Consider the following 16,125-nt stretch of genomic DNA (forward strand, 5'->3'; position numbering starts at 1 on the left):
GCGCCCGAGGCGGAGCACGGATCCGGGCCCGGCCGCGGTCGGGGCTGTCGGTCGGCCCTCGTAGGGTTGCGGTGTGGCAGACCCGTCGACCTACCGACCCCGACCGGGGTCGATCCCGACGCAGCCGGGGGTCTACCGCTTCCGCGACAAGGACGGCCGGGTCGTCTACGTCGGCAAGGCCAAGTCGCTGCGGCCGCGCCTCTCGTCCTACTTCCAGGACCTCGCCCACCTGCACCCCCGCACCGCGACGATGGTCACCACCGCGGCGTCGGTGGAGTGGACGGTGGTCGGCACCGAGGTCGAGGCCCTGCAGCTGGAGTACTCCTGGATCAAGGAGTTCGACCCGCGCTTCAACGTCAAGTACCGCGACGACAAGTCCTACCCCTGGCTCGCCATCACCATGGACGAGGAGTTCCCCCGCGTCATGGTCGGACGTGGGGCCAAGCGCAAGGGCGTGCGCTACTTCGGCCCCTACGGCCACGCCTGGGCGATCCGCGAGACGGTCGACCTGCTGCTGCGGGTGTTCCCGATGCGCTCGTGCAGCAACGGCGTGTTCAAGCGCTCCCAGCAGATCGGTCGCCCGTGCCTGCTGGGCTACATCGACAAGTGCGCCGCCCCGTGCGTCGGTCGCGTCGACGCCGAGGAGCACCGCGGCATCGCGGAGGACTTCGCCGACTTCATGGGCGGCCGGACCGACGCCTTCGTCAAGCGGGTCGAGCAGCAGATGTACGCCGCGTCGCAGGAGCAGGACTACGAGCGCGCCGCGCGGCTGCGCGACGACCTGGGTGCCCTGACCCGGGCCCTGGAGAAGCAGGCCGTGGTCTTCGGCGACGGCACCGACGCCGACGTGATCGCCCTGGCCGAGGACCCCCTCGAGGTCGCGGTGCAGATCTTCCACGTGCGCTCGGGCCGCATCCGCGGCCAGCGCGGCTGGGTCGCCGACCGCGTCGACGACCTCGACACGGCCGGGCTGGTGGGGGAGTTCCTGCTGCAGCTCTACGCCGGCGAGGACGGCGACGCCATCCCGCGCGAGGTGCTGGTGCCGGCCCTGCCCGACGACACCGACGTCTTCGAGCAGCTGCTCAGCGAGAGCCGCGGCTCCAAGGTGGGCATCCGGGTCCCGCAGCGCGGCGACAAGCGCACCCTGCAGGAGACGGTGGCCAAGAACGCCCAGCAGTCCCTGGTGCTGCACAAGACCAAGCGCGCCAGCGACCTCACGGTGCGCAACCAGGCCCTCGAGGAGATTCAGGAGGCGCTCGACCTGCCGTCGGCGCCGCTGCGCATCGAGTGCTACGACATCTCCAACCTGCAGGGCACCGAGGTGGTGGCCTCGATGGTCGTCTTCGAGGACGGGCTGGCCCGCAAGAGCGAGTACCGCCGGTTCGTGATCCGCGGGGTCGACGGCCAGAACGACGTCGCGTCCATGCACGAGGTGATCACCCGGCGCTTCCGCCGGCTGCTCGACGAGCGCATCGAGCACGGTGACCTGGGCAGCGGCGAGGTGGACCCGGAGGCGGGCCCGATGCTGATCGACCCCGACACCGGACGACCGCGCAAGTTCGCCTACACGCCCGGCCTCGTGGTCGTCGACGGCGGCCCGCCCCAGGTCGCGGCGGCCCGTCGCGCCCTCGACGAGCTCGGCATCGACGACGTGCCGCTGTGCGGCCTGGCCAAGCGGCTCGAGGAGGTCTGGGTGCCCGGCGAGGAGGACCCGGTCATCCTGCCGCGCTCCAGCGAGGGCCTCTACCTGCTCCAGCGGATCCGCGACGAGGCCCACCGCTTCGCGATCAACCACCACCGCTCGCGCCGCTCCAAGACGATGGTGGAGAGCCTGCTCGACGACGTGCCCGGCCTCGGGGAGGTGCGCCGGCGCACGCTGATCAAGCACTTCGGCTCGCTGAAGAAGCTGCGGGCTGCGACGATCGAGCAGATCGCCGAGGTGCCCGGCATCGGGACCCGCACGGCGACGGCCATCAGCGAGGCCGTGGCCAACCGGCCCGGCTCGGTCGGCGTCAACACCGCGACGGGCGAGATCGAGGAGGGGTGATGACGGAGCCGCAGCACGACCCCGTCCACGAGCGGGCCCAGCAGGACCACCCGCAGGGCGAGCTGGTGGTCGTCACCGGCATGACCGGTGCGGGACGCAGCACGGCCGCCAAGGAGCTCGAGGACCTCGGCTTCTTCGTCGTCGACAACCTGCCGCCCGAGCTGGTGGGCGACGTGGTGCGCCTGGTCGACGACAAGCGCGGCATCGACCACCCGGTGGCGGTCGTGGTCGACGTCCGCGGCGGGGTGTTCTTCGACGGCCTGCGCGCGCAGCTGGCCGAGGACTTCCCCACGCGCCGCACCACGCTGCTGTTCCTCGAGGCCTCCGACGACATCCTGGTGCGCCGGCAGGAGGCCGCGCGGCGGCCCCACCCGCTGCAGGGCAGCGGCCGGCTCCTCGAGGGCATCGCGACCGAGCGCCGGGTGATGGCGGACCTGCGCAGCGAGGCCGACCTCGTCATCGACACCACGCCCCTCAACCTGCACCAGCTCAAGCACCGCGTGGCCCGCTCGTTCGGCACCCCCGAGACCGTCGGCCTGCGCATCACCACCCTCAGCTTCGGCTTCAAGTACGGCGTGCCCGTCGACGCCGACCTGCTCGCCGACATGCGCTTCATCCCCAACCCGTTCTGGGTGCCCGAGCTGCGGCCGCTCACCGGGCAGGACGAGGCGGTCGCCCGCTACGTCAAGGACCGGGGCGACGCCCAGGAGTTCCTGGAGCGCTACGTGCCGGTGATCCAGACCGTGGGCGCGGGCTACCTGCGCGAGGGCAAGCGGTTCATGACTGTGGCGATCGGCTGCACCGGCGGCAAGCACCGCAGCGTCGCGATGTCGGAGGAGATCGCCAGCCGGCTCCGCGACCTCGGTCTCGAGGCCGACGCCGTGCACCGCGACCTGGGGCGGGAGTAGGCGTGGGTCGCTGGTCGACCGAGCCCGCCGTCGTCGCGCTCGGGGGCGGGCACGGCCTGGCGGCGTCGCTGACCGCGCTGCGCCAGCTCACCACCGACCTCACGGCCGTGGTGACCGTCGCCGACAACGGCGGCTCGTCGGGCCGCCTGCGCGAGGAGTTCGGGGTGCTGCCCCCGGGCGACCTCCGGATGGCGCTGGCCGCGCTGTGCGGTGACGACCGCTGGGGCCAGACCTGGGCGCGGGTGCTGCAGCACCGCTTCGACTCGGCCGGAGAGCTCTCGGGGCACTCCCTGGGCAACCTGCTGATCCTCACCCTGTGGCAGCAGCTCGACGACCACGTCGACGGCCTCGACTGGGTGGCGGGGCTGCTGGGCGCCCGCGGCCGGGTGCTGCCGATGGCGCTGACCCCGCTCGACATCACCGCCGAGGTGCGCGATCCCGACGGGTCGGTCTCGACCGTGCGCGGCCAGGTCGAGGTCGCGACCGCCCCGGGCGAGGTGCTGGGCGTGAGCCTGGACCCCGCCGACGCCGCGGCCTGCCCGGAGGCGCTGAGCGCGATCGCCGATGCCGACGTCGTCGTCCTCGGGCCGGGGTCGTGGTACTCCAGCGTGATCCCGCACCTGCTCGTGCCCGAGCTGCGCGAGGCGCTGTGCCGCACTAGTGCGCAGGTGGTGGTGGCCACCAACCTCGAGCCGCACGCCGACGAGACCCGGGGCTACGACCTCGCCGACCACCTCGAGGTGCTGCGGCGCCACGCGCCGCAGCTGCGGGTCCACACCGTGCTCGTCGACCCCTCGGCCGTCACCGATGCCGACCGGCTCGGCGCGGCGGCCGGCGCGCTGGGCGCCCGGCTGGAGGTGGCCGACGTCGCCGCCGACCACGCCGGAGTCCACGATCCGCACAAACTGGCCTCCGCGTATGCGCGCGTCATGGGCGCGAACTAAGGTGCTCGCATGGCGATGACGGCACAGGTGAAGGCAGAGCTGGCCAGCACGACAGTCACCAAGACCTGCTGCCGCAAGGCCGAGGTGTCGTCCATGCTCCGCTTCGCCGACGCCCTGCACCTCGTCAACGGCGGCATCGTCGTCGAGGTCGAGCTCGACACCGGGGCGGCCGCCCGTCGCGTGCGCCGCGACATCGCCGAGGTCTTCGGCCACCAGCCCGAGGTCGTGCTGCTCAAGGGCGCCGGCATCCGACGTGGCTCGCGCTACATCGTCCGGGTCGCCCGCGACGGCGAGTCCCTGGCCCGCCAGGCCGGCCTCATCGACAACCGCAACCGCCCGGTCCGCGGCCTGCCGCCCGTCGTGGTCAACGGCGCCGGCTGCGACGCCGTCGCCGCCTGGCGCGGGGCCTTCCTGGCCCACGGCTCGCTCACCGAGCCCGGCCGCTCGAGCTCGCTCGAGGTGACCTGCCCCGGTCCCGAGGCCGCGCTGGCCCTGGTGGGCGCGGCCCGTCGCCTCGGCATCGCCGCCAAGGCCCGCGAGGTCCGCGGCGTGGACCGCGTGGTGATCCGCGACGGCGACGCCATCGGCCAGCTGCTGACCCGGCTCGGCGCCCACGAGTCGCTGCTCGCCTGGGAGGAGCGTCGGATGCGGCGCGAGGTGCGGGCCACCGCCAACCGGCTGGCCAACTTCGACGACGCCAACCTGCGCCGCTCGGCCCGGGCCGCGGTCGCCGCCGGCGCGCGCGTCGAGCGGGCCCTGGAGATCCTGGGCGAGGACATCCCCGACCACCTGGCCCAGGCCGGGCAGCTGCGCCTGGAGCACAAGCAGGCCTCGCTCGAGGAGCTCGGCCAGCTGAGCGACCCGGTGCTGACCAAGGACGCCATCGCGGGCCGGATCCGCCGCCTGCTGGCCATGGCGGACAAGAAGGCCGAGGAGCTCGGCGTACCCGACACGGAGTCGTCGCTGACCCCGGAGATGCTGGCCGAGGAGGCCTAGGCCTCCCGCTCCACCCCGTCGCGCAGGCCCCGTCACGGGTTACCAGCAGGTACGCCGGACGAGTGTTCCCGCGTCCTCGCGACCCCGATAGGGTCGCTGCGGTACCGCCAAGTGCCCCAGCAATCCCCAGCCTCTCCAGGAGTGGATCCCGTGACTGTTCGCGTAGGCATCAACGGCTTCGGCCGCATCGGCCGCAACTTCTTCCGCGCCGTGCGCGCCTCGGGTGCCGACATCGAGATCGTCGGCGTCAACGACCTGACCGACAACACCTCGCTCGCGCACCTGCTCAAGTTCGACTCGATCCTCGGGCGTCTCGACGCCGAGGTCAGCGCCGACGCGAGCTCCATCAAGGTGGGCGACCAGCTCATCGCCGTGTCCGCCGAGCGCGACCCGGCCAACCTCAGCTGGGGCGAGCTCGGCGTCGACGTCGTCGTGGAGTCGACCGGCTTCTTCACCGACGCCACCAAGGCCAAGGCCCACGTGGACGCCGGCGCCAAGAAGGTCATCATCTCGGCGCCCGCCTCCAACGAGGACATCACCATCGTGATGGGCGTCAACCACGAGCTCTACGACCCGGCGCAGCACACCGTCATCTCCAACGCGTCGTGCACCACCAACTGCCTGGCCCCCATGGCGAAGGCGCTCCACGACGAGTTCACGATCGTCAAGGGCCTGATGACGACGATCCACGCCTACACGGCCGACCAGAACCTGCAGGACAACATCCACAAGGACCCCCGCCGCGCCCGCGCGGCCGCGCTCAACATGGTTCCCACCTCGACCGGTGCGGCCAAGGCGATCGGCCTGGTCCTGCCCGAGCTCAAGGGCAAGCTCGACGGCTACGCCATGCGCGTCCCGGTCCCGACCGGCTCGGCCACCGACCTCACCTTCGAGGCCGGACGCGAGACCTCCGTCGAGGAGGTCAACGCCGCGATCCAGAAGGCGGCCGACGGTCGCTACCTGAAGTACTCCACCGACCCGCTGGTCTCGACCGACATCGTCACCGACCCGGCGTCGTGCATCTTCGACGCGCCGCTCACCAAGGTCATCGGCAACCAGGTCAAGGTGCTCGGCTGGTACGACAACGAGTGGGGCTACTCCAACCGCCTCGCCGACCTCATCACCCACGTCGGTGCCAGCCTCTGATGGGGGAGTACTCCTCCCTCGGCGACGTCGCCGGCAAGCGGGTCCTGGTCCGCTCCGACCTCAACGTGCCGCTCGACGGTGACCAGATCACCGACGACGGCCGGATCCGGGCGAGCGTCCCGACCATCCGCGAGCTGAGCCGGGCCGGGGCCAGGGTCGTCGTCACGGCCCACCTCGGCCGGCCCAAGGGGGCGCCCGACGCGGCGTACTCCCTGCGGCCGGTGGCGGCCCGCCTCGGCGAGCTGCTCGGCACCGAGGTCGCCTTCGCGACCGACACGGTCGGTGACTCCGCCCGGGCCGTTGTCGACGCGCTCCAGGACGGCGAGGTCGCGGTGCTGGAGAACGTCCGCTTCAACGCGGGGGAGACGAGCAAGGACGACGCCGAGCGCGGCGAGCTCGCTGACGCGCTGGCCTCGCTGGCCGACGCGTTCGTCAGCGACGGGTTCGGGGTCGTGCACCGCAAGCAGGCCAGCGTGTACGACGTCGCGCAGCGGCTCCCGCACGCCATGGGTGCGCTGGTCGCGACCGAGATCGAGGTCCTCCAGCGGCTCACCCGGGACCCGCAGCGGCCCTACGTGGTCGTCCTCGGCGGCTCCAAGGTCAGCGACAAGCTCGCCGTGATCGACAACCTGCTCGACAAGGCCGACACCCTGCTCGTGGGGGGCGGGATGGTCTTCACCTTCCTCGCCGCCCAGGGCCACGAGGTCGGCCAGAGCCTGCTGGAGCAGGACCAGGTCGCCACCTGCCGGGACTACCTGGAGCGGTCGGAGGCCAGCGGCGTCGAGATCGTGCTGCCGACCGACGTCGTGGTGGCCCCGGAGTTCAAGGCCGACGCCCCCGCGACGACCGTGCCGGTCGACCAGATCCCGGCCGACCAGATCGGGCTCGACATCGGGCCCGACTCGGCGGCCGCCTTCGCCCGCCACATCGCCGGCGCGACGACGGTCTTCTGGAACGGCCCCATGGGCGTCTTCGAGTTCGACGCCTTCGCCGCCGGCACCCGCGCGGTCGCCCAGGCGCTCACCGAGGTCGACGGGCTGTCCGTGGTCGGCGGGGGCGACTCCGCCGCGGCCGTGCGGCGCCTCGGGTTCGACGAGCAGGCGTTCGGTCACATCTCCACCGGCGGCGGCGCCAGCCTGGAGTACCTCGAGGGCAAGGACCTGCCCGGCATCACCGTCCTGGAGGACTGATGGCCACCAAGAAGACGAGCACCTCCGGCCGCACGCCCCTGATGGCGGGCAACTGGAAGATGAACCTCAACCACCAGGAGGCCGTCGTCCTGGTGCAGAAGCTGTCCTGGACGCTGTCGGACAAGAAGCACGACCACGCGGCCGTCGAGGTGGCGGTGATCCCGCCGTTCACCGACATCCGCAGCGTGCAGACCCTGGTCGACGGCGACCGGCTGCAGATCCGCTACGGCGCCCAGGACGTCTCGGCGCACGAGTCGGGCGCCTACACCGGTGAGGTCTCGGCCTCGATGCTGGCCAAGCTGGGCTGCTCCTACGCCCTCGTCGGGCACTCCGAGCGGCGCCAGCACCACGGGGAGGACGACGCCCTGGTCAGCGCCAAGGCGCACGCCGCCCACGCGGCCGGCATCACCCCCCTCGTGTGCGTCGGCGAGGGTCTCGACGTGCGTCGCGAGGGTCGCCAGGTCGAGCACACGCTCGCCCAGGTCGACGGCTCCCTGGCCGGGTTCACCCCGGAGCAGGTGGCCGGCCTGGTGGTCGCGTACGAGCCCGTGTGGGCCATCGGCACCGGCGAGGTCGCCACGCCCGAGGACGCCCAGGAGGTCTGCGGGGCGATCCGCGCCCGCCTGGCCGAGACCCACGGCGAGGAGGCGGCGGCCGGCGTACGCGTGCTCTACGGGGGGTCGGTCAAGGCCGCCAACGTCGCCGGGATCATGCAGAAGCCCGACATCGACGGCGCTCTGGTGGGCGGTGCCAGCCTGCAGGTGGACGAGTTCGGCGGCATCTGCCGCTTCTACGACATGCCAGTGCTCTGAGCAGCGCGCCTCATCGGCTAAAGTCCACCGCGTGGTTATCGTCTTCGAGGTCTTGCTCGTCATCTCGAGCTTGCTGCTGATCCTGCTGGTGCTCCTCCACAAGGGGCGCGGCGGTGGGCTCTCCGACATGTTCGGCGGCGGCATGTCCAGCGGTCTGGGCGGCTCGTCGGTCGCCGAGCGCAACCTCGACCGCATCACCATCGGTCTGCTGCTGGTGTGGTTCTCGTGCGTCGTCGGTCTCGGGCTGCTGCTCAAGACCGGCAACTGACCCTCAACGATCTCGAAGGAGTCCAGCGTGGCAGGTGGAGGCAGCGCCATCCGGGGCAGCCGGATCGGCTCCGGCCCCATGGGGGAGGCGGAGCGCGGCGAGGCCGCCCCGCGACAGAACGTCACCTACTTCTGCTCCCACGAGCACCGCACGCCGATCGCCTTCGCGATGGAGGCCGTGGTCCCCGAGTCGTGGGACTGCCCCCGCTGCGGTCTGCCCGCCAGCATGGACTCGGCCAACCCGCCCCCGGCGCCCAAGATCGAGCCCTACAAGACCCACCTGGCCTACGTGAAGGAGCGCCGCTCCGACGCCGAGGCCAAGGACATCCTCAACGAGGCGCTGTCCACCCTGCGGCAGCGCCGCAAGTCCGGCGACGTCATCTTCTGACCCGGCGAACGGGCGCGCGTTCGCGCTGGTTCCCCGAGCGGGCGATGGCAGCCCGCCCAGGTGCGCCGAGCGGGCGATTGCGGCACGCGCTGAGGCGCCGAGCGGGCGATCGCGGCACGCGCTGAGGCGCCGAGCGGGCGATCGCGGCACGCGCTGAAGCGCCGAGCGGGCGATCGTCGTACGCGCTGAAGCGCCGAGCGGGCGATCGTCGTACGGCTGTGGACGGCGAGGTGCGGGATACGCCGTCCGCCAGGACGCTGTGGCCATGCACCCGGACTGGCTCGACGACGCCGGCAGCCTGCTGGGCTCCCGCAGCCCACTGCCGCTCGATGCTCCCTTCACCCGCGACGACGCCCTCGGGCTGGGCGTGTCGCGGCGCGGCTTCGACGCCCTGGCGCGAGCCGGGCTGGTGCGCCGCGTCCTCCACGGTGTGTACGCCGCGGCGCAGGCGCCCGACGACGTCCGGCTGCGCGCCGCCGCCCTGGGTCTCGTCGTGCCGCCCCACGCCGTGGTCAGCGACCGGACGGCCGCCTGGCTCCACGGGGTGGCCATCCTGCCGCGTTCGGCGCTCAGCGTCCCGCCGCCGGTCCAGGTGGTCAGCACCGAGGACACGCGAGTCCGGCGACCCGAGGCCGACGGCCACCGGCGCGCCCTGCTCGAGCGGGACGTGCAGGTCGTCCACGGCCTCCGGGTCACCTCGCCGCTCAGGACCGCGCTCGACCTGGGCCGTTTGCTCTGGCGGTTCGACGCGCTGGCGGCGCTCGACGGCTTCCTGCGTGCGGGGCTGTCCCGCGAGGCCGTGCTGGGCGACCTCGGACGGTTCCGGGGCTTCCGCGGCGTCCGGCAGCTGCGCGTGCTCACGCCGCTCGCGGACGGCCGTTCGCAGTCGCCGGCCGAGTCCGCCCTCCGCCTCTGGTGGTACGACGCCCTCCTGCCGACGCCCGAGCCGCAGCTGGTGGTGCCACGGGACCACGGGTCCTGGTTCGCGCTCGACCTCGCCGACCCGCCGTCGTGGTACGCCGCGGAGTACGACGGGGACGAGTTCCACACGACCGACGCCGACCGCCGCCACGACGCGGACCGCCGGGCCTGGCTCGCCGAGGAGCGTGGCTGGACCGTCGAGGTGTTCACCAAGGACGACCTCTACGGCCCGCGCGCCGACCCGATCCCGCGGCTCCAGGAGGGTCACGCGCGGGCGCGTCGCGCGCTCAGCCGGTGGTCCCCGGGGACGCCGGGCGCAGCCTAGGTACGACGATCGCCCGGTCGGCGTTCCCCGCCGTACGACGAATGCCCGGTCGGCGTTCCCCGCCGTACGACGAATGCCCGGTCGGCGTTGCCCGGCGTACCGCGATCGCCCGGTCGGCGCTCCGCGGCGTACGACAATCGCCCGGTCGGCGGCTACAGGGCGCTGGCGGCGTCCTCGTCGAGCCACCAGGTGCGGGGCTCGGCGGTGATGCCGCGGGCGGGGGTCTCGTGGACCGAGCCCTCGTCGGCCAGGGCGCGGGCGACGGCGTCGGCCTTGCCCGCGCCGGAGACCAGGAACCACACGGCGCGGGTGCGGTTGAGGGCCGCGAAGGTGAGGGTGATCCGCTCCGGCGGCGGCTTGGGGGAGTCGGTGACGCCGAGGGCGATGGCGTCGTCGACGTCGAGCTGGGGGTGATCGGGGAAGAGCGAGGCCACGTGGCCGTCGGGTCCCAGGCCGAGCAGCACGAGGTCGAACTCGCCGCCGCCGTGCTCCCGCACCGCCTGCTCGTACGCCGCCGCGGCCGCGTCGAGGTCGGGGTGGGCCTCGTCGGCGGCCGGCATGGCGTGCACGCGGAGCGCGTCGACGCCGACCACGTCGAGCAGGTCGCGCCCGACGCCCTTGTCGTTGCGGTCGGAGGAGTCGGCCGCCACGTAGCGCTCGTCGCCCCACCAGAAGTCGACGCGGGTCCAGTCCACGGCCGAGGAGTCGAGGGCGGCGACCGCGCGGTAGATCTCGTCGGCGATGGTGCCGCCGGTGAGCGCGACCGAGGGCACACGACCCTCGGCCTGCACCTCGGCCAGCCGGGTCACGAGGGCCTCGGCGACGGCCGAGGCCAGACCGGGGGCGTCGGGGTACCGCACGATGTCGACCATCACTGCTCCAGCTTCGTCAGGCGCCGCGCGACCGCGGCGTAGATGTCGTCCTCGTCGAGCCGCCGCAGCTCCTCGGCCAGCAGCTCGGGGACCGTGCGGCGCTTCAGCGCCACCGGCCGGTCCGGCTGCCCGGGGGAGCGGAAGCTCGCGAGCAGGCCGTCCGGGCGGGTGATGCTGATCTCGCCCTCGGCCGTCGTCATGGTGACCTCGGTCAGTCCGGGGCCCTCGGAGGTGTGGCGGGCCACGTCGACGTGGAGGCACTCGGCCAGCCACGCGACGAGCAGGTCGGCGCTGGGGCTCACCTTCTCCGCGGTCACCGAGGCGGCGGAGACCTTCGAGGGGTGCTGGTCGAGCGCGGCGGCCAGCAGCGCCCGCCACGGCGTGAGGCGGGTCCAGGCGAGGTCCGTGTTGCCCTTGGCGTACGCCGCGCACTGGACGTGGATGGCCTTGGTGCGCGCCCTGGTGGCCGCGGCCGCGTCGGTGACCCGGCGCTGGGCCAGCCCGCCGAGCGGGTCGGCCGCCGGGTCGCGGGGGGCGTCGACCGGCCACCACACGGCGACGGGGGAGTCGGGCAGCAGCAGCGGGAGCACGACGGACTCGGGGTGCTTGACGACCTCGCCGTGGAGCCGGATCAGCGCGGTCTCGCCGCTCCACCCGGCGCCGGTGCCGACCTGGGCGTCGACCCGGCCGTGGCCACGGCCGTCGCCCAGGATCACGCCCAGCACCCGGGCGGGGTGCTCGTGGGACGCCTCGCGGGCGCACTCCATGGCCTGGGCGGCGTGCTCCTCGTCGACCACCACGACCAGCGTCATGACCATGCCCATCGCGGGGGAGCCGGCGCTCTTGCGCGCCTCCACCAGGGCGGCGGCGATCCCGGCCGAGCTGGTCCCGGTGAGCTCTCTCATGGTCGCCTCCAGGCGCGGCCGTCGCGGGAAAGCATGGCGTCGGCAGACGCGGGTCCCCACTGGCCGGGGGCGTACTGGTCGATGCCGTCGCTCGAGCCGGCGTCCTGCCGGGCCCAGTGCGCGATCACGGGGTCGAGGATCTTCCAGCTGAGCTCGACCTCGGCGTTCTGCGGGAACAGCGGCGGGTCGCCGAGCAGCACGTCGAGGATGAGCCGCTCGTAGGCCTCGGGGCTGGACTCGGTGAAGGAGCCGCCGTAGGCGAAGTCCATGTTGACGTCGCGGATCTCCATCGCGCCGCCGGGGACCTTGGAGCCGAACCTGATGGTCGCGCCCTCGTCGGGCTGGATCCGGAAGACGATGGCGTTCTGGGTCAGGTCCTCGGTGGCGGTCTCGGTGAACGGCAGGTGGGGCGCGCGCTTGAGCACGACCGCGATCTCGGTGACGCGTCGTCCCAGCCGCTTGCCGTGGCGCAGGTAGAACGGCACCCCGGCCCAGCGGCGCGTCTCGACGTCGACCCGGATGGCGGCGAAGGTCTCGGTCGTCGAGGAGGCGTCGATGTCGTCCTCGTCGAGGTAGCCGATCACCTTCTCGCCGCCGGCCCAGCCCGCGGCGTACTGGCCCCGGGCGGTGTGGAGGTCGAGGCGGCGCGGCAGCACCACCGAGGAGAGCACCTTCTCCTTCTCGGCACGCAGGTTGGCGGCGTCGAAGGACAGCGGCTCCTCCATCGCGACCAGCGCGAGCAGCTGCAGCAGGTGGTTCTGGATGACGTCGCGCGCGGCGCCGATGCCGTCGTAGTAGCCCGCCCGGCCACCGATGCCGATGTCCTCGGCCATGGTGATCTGGACGTGGTCGACGTAGTGGCTGTTCCAGATCGGCTCGAACAGGTTGTTGGCGAAGCGCATCGCCAGGATGTTCTGGACCGTCTCCTTGCCCAGGTAGTGGTCGATGCGGAAGACCGACTCGGGCGGGAAGACGTCGTTGATGACCGCGTTGAGCTCGCGGGCCGACTCCAGGTCGTGCCCGAAGGGCTTCTCCACGACCACGCGGCGCCACGAGCCGTCGCCGCCGTCGGTCAGGCCGTGCTCCTGGAGCTGGCCGATGACGTCGCCGAAGAACTTGGGCGGGATCGAGAGGTAGAAGGCGTGGTTGCCGCCGGTGCCGCGCGAGACGTCGAGCTCCTCGATGGTGCGTCGCAGGGCGTCGAACTGCACGTCGTCGCCGAAGTCGCCCTGCACGAAGCGGAACCCCTCGGCCAGCTGCTTCCAGACCTCCTCGCGGAACTCCGTGCGGGCGTGGGCCCGCACCGAGTCGTGCACGATCTGGGCGAAGTCCTGGTCGGCCCAGTCGCGCCGGGCGTAGCCGACGAGGCTGAACCCCGGCGGCAGCAGCCCGCGGTTGGCCAGGTCGTAGATCGCCGGCATCACCTTCTTGCGGGCGAGGTCGCCCGTGACGCCGAACAGCACCAGGCCGCAGGGCCCGGCGATGCGGGGCAGCCGCCGGTCGGCCGGGTCGCGCAACGGGTTGACCGGGGCGGGCGTGCCCCCCGCCGTGGTGCCGGCGACCGTCACCGGCTCCGGTGCTCTCGGTAGTAGGCGATGAGCGCCCGGGTCGAGGCGTCCTGCTCCTCCAGCGCGGCGGGGTCGCCGTCGATGGCCGGACCGACCTGCTGCGCCAGCTGCTTGCCGAGCTCCACGCCCCACTGGTCGAAGGAGTCGATGCCCCAGACCACGCCCTGCGTGAAGGTCACGTGCTCGTAGAGCGCGACCAGCTGGCCCAGCACCGACGGGGTCAGCGCGGGAGCCATGATCGAGGCGGTCGGCCGGTTGCCGGTGAAGACCCGGGCCGGGACGATCGCCTCGGCCGTGCCCTCGGCCCGCACCTCGTCGGCGGTCTTGCCGAACGCCAGCGCGCGGGTCTGGGCCAGGAAGTTGGCCAGGAACAGCTCGTGGACGTCGACCTCGCCGTCGGCCAGCGGGTAGCTGGGCTCGGCGAAGGCGATGAAGTCGGCGGGCACGAGCCGGGTGCCCTGGTGGATCAGCTGGTAGAACGCGTGCTGGCCGTTGGTGCCGGGCTCGCCCCAGAAGATCTCGCCGGTCTCGGTGGAGACCGGGCTGCCGTCCCACCGCACGCCCTTGCCGTTGGACTCCATCGTCAGCTGCTGGAGGTACGCCGGGAAGCGGTGCAGCAGCTGGGAGTACGGCAGCACCGCGTGGCTCTCGGCGCCGAGGAAGTTGGTGTACCAGACGTTGAGCAGGCCCATCAGCGCCGGCACGTTGTGCGCCAGGTCGGTGGTCCGGAAGTGCTCGTCGAGGGTGTGGAAGCCGTCGAGGAACTCCGCGAACCGCTCCGGCCCCACGGCCAGCACCAGCGAGGTGCCGATGGCCGAGTCGAGCGAGTAGCGCCCGCCGACCCAGTCCCAGAACCCGAAGGCGTTGTCGGGGTCGATGCCGAAGTCGGCGACCTTGTCGAGCGCGGTCGAGACCGCGACGAAGTGCTTCGCCACGGCGTCGTCGCCGGCCGCGTCACCCAGGCCGTCGAGCAGCCAGGCCTTGCACAGCCGGGCGTTCGTCAGCGTCTCGAGCGTCCCGAAGGTCTTGCTGGAGACGATGAACAGCGTCGAGGCCGGGTCGAGCCCGGCGAGGGTGGTGGCCGCGTCGGTGGGGTCGATGTTGCTGATGAAGCGGCACTCCAGCCCCTCCTGGCGGTACGCCGCGAGCGCCTCGTAGGCCATCACCGGGCCGAGGTCGGAGCCCCCGATCCCGATGTTGACGACCGTGCGGATGCGCTCGCCCGTGACGCCGGTCCACTCGCCGCTGCGGACCTTCTCGGCGAAGGCGTAGACCCGCTGCAGCACCTCGTGGACGGCGGGCACCACGTCGGTGCCGTCGACCTCGAGCGATGCCCCGGCCGGCAGCCGCAGCGCGGTGTGGAGCACCGCCCGGTCCTCGGTGACGTTGATGTGCTCGCCGGCGAACATCGCCGAGCGCCGCTCCTCGAGCCCGACCTCGCCGGCCAGGGCCAGCAGCGTCTCCACCAGGTCCTCGTCGAGGAGCGCCTTGGAGAGGTCGACGTGGAGGTCACCGGCCGTGAAGGTGAGGCGATCGACGCGGTCGGGGTCGTCGGCGAACCAGGCGCGCAGGTCGGGGGCGAACCCGTCCGCACGTGCCTGGAGCCGAGCCCAGGACGGCGTGGTGGTGGGGTCGACGGGGGCGCCGGCCCCGCGACCGTCCTGGGCTGCGCTCATCGGGCCGCAGCGTCGAGCTGGCCCTGGACCGTCTTGAGCAGGTCGCCCCAGGCGGACTCGAACTTCTCCACGCCCTCGCGCTCGACGGTGGCGATCACGTCGTCGTAGTCGACGCCGGCGGCGGCCAGCGCGTCCATGACCTGGCGCGCGTCGGCGTAGTTCGGGCGCACCCGGTCGCCGAGGATCTCGCCGTGGTCCTTGGTGGCTTCCAGGGTCTTGCCCGGCATGGTGTTGACGGTGTTCTCGACGCACAGCTCCACGACGTACATCGTGTCGGGGAGGGTGGGGTCCTTGACGCCGGTCGAGGCCCACAGCGGGCGCTGCTTGCGGGCGCCGGCGGCCTCGAGGGCCTCCCAGCGCTCGCCGGTGAAGAACTCCTCGAAGGCCTGGTAGGCCAGGCGTGCGTTGGCCACGCCGGCCTTGCCCTTGAGCGAGGTGTCGGCGCCCGACTTCTCGATGCGGTTGTCGATCTCGGTGTCGACGCGCGAGACGAAGAAGCTCGCGACCGACTCGATCTTGGACAGGTCGTGGCCGTTGGCCTGGGCCTTCTCGAGGCCGGTGACGTAGGCCTCCATGACCGACCGGTAGCGCTCGAGACCGAAGATCAGGGTCACGTTGACGCTGATGCCCTCGCCCAGGGTGTCGGAGATGGCCGGGCCGCCCTCGGTGGTCGCCGGGATCTTGATGAGCACGTTGTCGCGGCCGACCTCGGCCGCGAGCTCCTTGGCCGAGGCGAAGGTGGCGTCGCGGTCGTGGGCCAGCAGCGGCGAGACCTCGATGGACACGCGGCCGTCGACGCCGTTGGTGGCCTCGAAGACGGGCTTGAGGACGTCGCAGGCGCGCCGCACGTCGGTGGTGGTGAGGGCGAAGACGGTGGCGTCGACGTCGGCGCCCTGGGCGGCGAGCTCGCGCACCTGCTCGTTGTACTTCTCGCCCTTGGCCAGCGCCGAGGCGAAGATCGAGGGGTTGGTGGTGACGCCCACGACGTGGTCCTCGTCGATGAGGCGCTGGAGCTCGCCCTCCTCGATGAGCTCGCGCGAGAGGTCGTCGAGCCAGATGGAGACTCCGGCGTTGGACAGGTCCTGCAAGTGGTCGGTCATGTGTTCCTCCCCGGAACTGGCCCCTGGGGGACCGGTGGTTGTCTGGTCGCGGTCAGCGGG

The 16,125-nt window shown here is 72.5% G+C and carries 15 protein-coding genes; 10 read left to right on the forward strand and 5 right to left on the reverse strand.

All coding sequences use genetic code 11. The features are described 5' to 3' along the window. Nucleotides 1–73 precede the first annotated feature (73 nt). From uvrC to BLU55_RS03925, 10 genes are all read left to right on the forward strand, one after another. Entirely contained in the window at nucleotides 74–2,047 is a 1,974-nt protein-coding gene (gene uvrC, locus BLU55_RS03880) for an excinuclease ABC subunit UvrC (protein WP_091726313.1), read from the forward strand. After that, nucleotides 2,047–2,955, forward strand: coding sequence for an RNase adapter RapZ (gene rapZ, locus BLU55_RS03885; RefSeq protein WP_091726316.1), 909 nt, complete (start codon nucleotides 2,047–2,049; stop codon nucleotides 2,953–2,955). Before uvrC ends, rapZ begins: the two co-directional genes overlap by 1 nt. A 2-nt stretch (nucleotides 2,956–2,957) precedes the next feature. Then, nucleotides 2,958–3,899 carry a gluconeogenesis factor YvcK family protein gene (locus BLU55_RS03890; protein WP_197681083.1) on the forward strand — a complete coding sequence of 314 codons (942 nt, stop codon included), beginning with the start codon at nucleotides 2,958–2,960 and terminating at the stop codon, nucleotides 3,897–3,899. Nucleotides 3,900–3,908: 9 nt separating this feature from the next. Next, entirely contained in the window at nucleotides 3,909–4,895 is a 987-nt protein-coding gene (gene whiA / locus BLU55_RS03895) for a DNA-binding protein WhiA (protein ID WP_091726321.1), read from the forward strand. A gap of 150 nt (nucleotides 4,896–5,045) precedes the next feature. Then, nucleotides 5,046–6,041, forward strand: coding sequence for a type I glyceraldehyde-3-phosphate dehydrogenase (gene gap / locus BLU55_RS03900; protein ID WP_091726324.1), 996 nt, complete (start codon nucleotides 5,046–5,048; stop codon nucleotides 6,039–6,041). After that, the gene (locus BLU55_RS03905; protein WP_091726328.1) at nucleotides 6,041–7,231 is read left to right on the forward strand and encodes a phosphoglycerate kinase; all 1,191 of its coding nucleotides are present in this window, start codon (nucleotides 6,041–6,043) and stop codon (nucleotides 7,229–7,231) included. Before gap ends, BLU55_RS03905 begins: the two co-directional genes overlap by 1 nt. After that, complete coding sequence (gene tpiA / locus BLU55_RS03910) at nucleotides 7,231–8,043, forward strand: triose-phosphate isomerase (RefSeq protein ID WP_091726331.1); 813 nt, start codon at nucleotides 7,231–7,233, stop codon at nucleotides 8,041–8,043. Before BLU55_RS03905 ends, tpiA begins: the two co-directional genes overlap by 1 nt. A 31-nt stretch (nucleotides 8,044–8,074) precedes the next feature. Beyond that, complete coding sequence (gene secG / locus BLU55_RS03915; RefSeq protein ID WP_091726333.1) at nucleotides 8,075–8,311, forward strand: preprotein translocase subunit SecG; 237 nt, start codon at nucleotides 8,075–8,077, stop codon at nucleotides 8,309–8,311. 27 nt (nucleotides 8,312–8,338) lie between these two features. Then, nucleotides 8,339–8,698 carry an RNA polymerase-binding protein RbpA gene (locus tag BLU55_RS03920; protein WP_091726336.1) on the forward strand — a complete coding sequence of 120 codons (360 nt, stop codon included), beginning with the start codon at nucleotides 8,339–8,341 and terminating at the stop codon, nucleotides 8,696–8,698. A gap of 265 nt (nucleotides 8,699–8,963) precedes the next feature. Then, the gene (locus BLU55_RS03925; protein ID WP_157682721.1) at nucleotides 8,964–9,944 is read left to right on the forward strand and encodes a type IV toxin-antitoxin system AbiEi family antitoxin domain-containing protein; all 981 of its coding nucleotides are present in this window, start codon (nucleotides 8,964–8,966) and stop codon (nucleotides 9,942–9,944) included. Between the two features lie 152 nt (nucleotides 9,945–10,096). Here BLU55_RS03925 and pgl read toward each other — a convergent pair whose 3' ends face one another. The 5 genes from pgl to tal are packed head-to-tail and all read right to left on the reverse strand — an operon-like array spanning nucleotide 10,097 to nucleotide 16,065. After that, on the reverse strand, nucleotides 10,097–10,816 hold the full coding sequence (pgl, locus tag BLU55_RS03930) for a 6-phosphogluconolactonase (protein ID WP_091726341.1): 720 nt from the start codon (nucleotides 10,814–10,816) through the stop codon (nucleotides 10,097–10,099). Then, complete coding sequence (locus BLU55_RS03935) at nucleotides 10,816–11,721, reverse strand: glucose-6-phosphate dehydrogenase assembly protein OpcA (RefSeq protein ID WP_091726344.1); 906 nt, start codon at nucleotides 11,719–11,721, stop codon at nucleotides 10,816–10,818. The genes pgl and BLU55_RS03935 overlap by 1 nt, the downstream gene beginning before the upstream one ends. Next, entirely contained in the window at nucleotides 11,718–13,289 is a 1,572-nt protein-coding gene (gene zwf / locus BLU55_RS03940) for a glucose-6-phosphate dehydrogenase (protein WP_091726346.1), read from the reverse strand. The genes BLU55_RS03935 and zwf overlap by 4 nt, the downstream gene beginning before the upstream one ends. After that, entirely contained in the window at nucleotides 13,286–14,965 is a 1,680-nt protein-coding gene (gene pgi, locus BLU55_RS03945) for a glucose-6-phosphate isomerase (RefSeq protein ID WP_091726349.1), read from the reverse strand. Before pgi ends, zwf begins: the two co-directional genes overlap by 4 nt. Next, nucleotides 14,962–16,065: a transaldolase gene (gene tal, locus BLU55_RS03950; protein WP_091726351.1), complete on the reverse strand. Its 1,104-nt coding sequence runs from the start codon at nucleotides 16,063–16,065 to the stop codon at nucleotides 14,962–14,964. Before tal ends, pgi begins: the two co-directional genes overlap by 4 nt. Between the last annotated feature and the right edge of the window lie 60 nt (nucleotides 16,066–16,125).

This window comes from Nocardioides scoriae (assembly GCF_900104965.1).
GTDB classification, from domain to species: Bacteria; Actinomycetota; Actinomycetes; order Propionibacteriales; family Nocardioidaceae; genus Marmoricola; species Marmoricola scoriae.